The organism is Streptomyces anandii JCM 4720, assembly GCF_014650655.1.
GTDB lineage: Bacteria > Actinomycetota > Actinomycetes > Streptomycetales > Streptomycetaceae > Streptomyces > Streptomyces anandii.
Window position 1 is genome coordinate 14,941 of sequence record NZ_BMVJ01000033.1, and the last position, 2,290, is coordinate 17,230.

Sequence of the window (2,290 nt, forward strand, 5' to 3'; positions counted from 1 at the left end):
AGACCCAACTGCCGGTCTGGGGGGCCCGCATCTTCAAAGCGGTGTTCGGCGCGGGGCCCGCCCGTGACGCCTACGTCCGGGCCCGGGCGCGGGGCGGTCCGACGGAGGTCGTGATCCTCTCCGCCACCGCCGGCCAGCCGCCGACGTGGAGCAGATCATCACCGTCACGGTCACCGAGGTCCTGAACGCCGCCGCCCTCCCCCCGGCGGAGGACGACGATTCGGAGAGCTAGTGCCGTATCAGGCCGGCTACCGCCCGCGCGCTTGGCGTGCATCCGGACACCGTGCGGCGCCGGCGCAAGCGGCTGGCCGCCGCGGGCCTGGCCGCGCTGGAGGACCGGGCGCGGTCGGGGGACTGCTGCTGGCCTTCGAGCGCCCGCGCCGGCGGCTCAGTCGGTCTCCGGGAAGGTGTCCGGCAGGCCGAGCGCGGCGGACACGTGGCGCCAGATGGATGCCAGCGCGGCCTCCAAGGTGACCGTCGGGTCCCGCAGCATGAGGCGGATGCCGTAGCCGTCGCTGAGCGAGAGGACGAGCGTGCACAGGTCGTCCACGTCCGCCGGAGTGAACTCGCCGGACGCGATGCCACGCCGTACGGCTTCGGCCACCCAGGCGTGCAGCTGCGCGTACAGGTCCACGGCGTAGGCGCGGGTGGCCTCGTCGCGCAGTGCCCGGACCCACAGTTCCTGCCACAGCCGCCAGTCCTGGTGCAGTTCGGGGTCGGTCGGCAGCAGGTTGCGCACGATGCGGGCCAGGATGACCGCGGCCGGTGCCGTCTCCGCGTCGCGGTCCACGTCGACGGCGGTGTTGGCGAAGGAGTGGGTCATCGCCTCGGTGAACAACTTCTCGCGCGTGTCGAAGTGGTAATGCAGCAGCGCCGTCGACACACCGGCCCGCTCGGCCACCATGCGCATGCGGATCTTCTCGAAACCGATCTCGGCGATGGCCTCGCACGCCGCGGTCAGGATGCGCTCGCGCGTGTCTGCCGTGCGCACCTTCGTGGACACCCTGCGGCTCCCCTCGTTCGGTCGTCGTACGCCGTGACCATCTTCCCTCACGTGCGGCTCACCGTTCGTCGTACGTGTGGAAGCCCCGCCCCGACTTCCGCCCCAGCAGTCCGGCCTCCACCATCCGGGACAGCAGCGGGGGCGGCGCGTACTGCGGCTCGCGGAACTCGGTGTACAGGGACTCGGCGATTGCGCGCGTGGTGTCCAGGCCGATGAGGTCCGTCAGGGCGAGCGGGCCGAGCGGATGGGCACAGCCGAGGACCATGCCGCGGTCGATGTCCTCGACGCTCGCGCTGCCGGACTCGACCATGCGGACGGCGGCCAGCAGGTAGGGGACGAGGAGCGCGTTGACGACGAACCCGGCCTTGTCCCGGGTCCGCACCACCTCCTTGCCGAGGGTGCCGGTCACGAAGGTCTGGGCCCGTGCCGTGGTGGTGGGCGAGGTGAGCAGGGACGGGACGAGTTCGACGAGCCTGAGGACCGGTACGGGGTTGAAGAAGTGCACGCCGACGACCCGTTCGGGGCGGCTGGTCGCGGTGGCGAGCCGGATGACCGGGATGGAGGAGGTGTTGGTCGCGAGGACGGTGTGCTCCCCCGTGACCACCGGGTCGAGGCGGGTGAAGACGTCGAGCTTGAGCCGCTCGTCCTCCGCCACGGCTTCCACGACCAGGTCCCGGTCGTGCAGGGCTTCGAGCTGGTCGGTCACGGTGATCAGGGCGGCGGCGGCCTCCCGCGCTCCGGCGTCGATCCTGCCGTGCGCGGCGGCCCGGTCGAGCGAGCGGGTGACGCGCAGGCGGCCCGAGCGGGCCGCCTGCGCGTCGCGTTCGACCACGGTCACCGGCAGGCCGGCCCGCGCACAGACCTCGGCGATGCCCGCACCCATCAGGCCGCAGCCGATGACTCCGACGCGTTCGATGTCGGTCATCCGAGCTTCCCTTCGATCTGTGTGAACGCCGTGTGGGCGGTGGTGTCAGGCGGTGGGCAGGTGCAGGACGCCCGAGCCGCGCTTGATCAGCTCGTTGGCGATGATCAACCGCTGGATCTCGGAGGTGCCCTCCCAGATCCGGTCGACGCGCAGCTCCCGGTAGAGCCGCTCGACGGCGTACGAGCGGTCGTAGCCGCGCCCGCCGTGGATCTGCAGGCAGCGGTCGATCACCCGTCCCGACGCCTCGCTCGCCGCCAACTTGGCGATGGACGCCTTGGCGTGCAACGTCTTGCGGTCGGTGCCCGGCTGGTCGGCCTCCCAGGCGACCTGGTGGGTGTAGGCCCGGTTGACCGCGATGTCCA

At 71.7% G+C, this 2,290-nt stretch carries 4 protein-coding genes and 1 pseudogene; 2 read left to right on the top strand and 3 right to left on the bottom strand.

What is annotated here, in order from left to right; all coding sequences use genetic code 11:
• Positions 1 to 185: hypothetical protein (locus IE249_RS39300; RefSeq protein ID WP_229859808.1), on the top strand; the 185-nt coding region annotated here is incomplete at its 5' end.
• Between the two features lie 53 nt (positions 186 to 238).
• A pseudogene (locus IE249_RS40220) lies at positions 239 to 337 on the top strand (helix-turn-helix domain-containing protein); the annotation flags it as partial.
• A gap of 51 nt (positions 338 to 388) precedes the next feature.
• On the opposite strand, the gene IE249_RS33205 reads toward IE249_RS40220, so the two are convergent.
• The 3 genes from IE249_RS33205 to IE249_RS33215 form a co-directional block, all read right to left on the bottom strand.
• Positions 389 to 1,003, bottom strand: a complete 615-nt coding sequence (locus tag IE249_RS33205; protein WP_189710870.1) for a TetR/AcrR family transcriptional regulator — start codon at positions 1,001 to 1,003, stop codon at positions 389 to 391.
• 58 nt (positions 1,004 to 1,061) lie between these two features.
• A complete protein-coding gene (locus IE249_RS33210; RefSeq protein WP_189710872.1) occupies positions 1,062 to 1,928 on the bottom strand; it encodes a 3-hydroxybutyryl-CoA dehydrogenase in 867 nt (288 codons plus the stop codon).
• A 45-nt stretch (positions 1,929 to 1,973) separates the two neighbouring features.
• On the bottom strand, positions 1,974 to 2,290 hold a 317-nt coding region (locus tag IE249_RS33215; RefSeq protein WP_268249735.1), incomplete at its 5' end, for an acyl-CoA dehydrogenase family protein.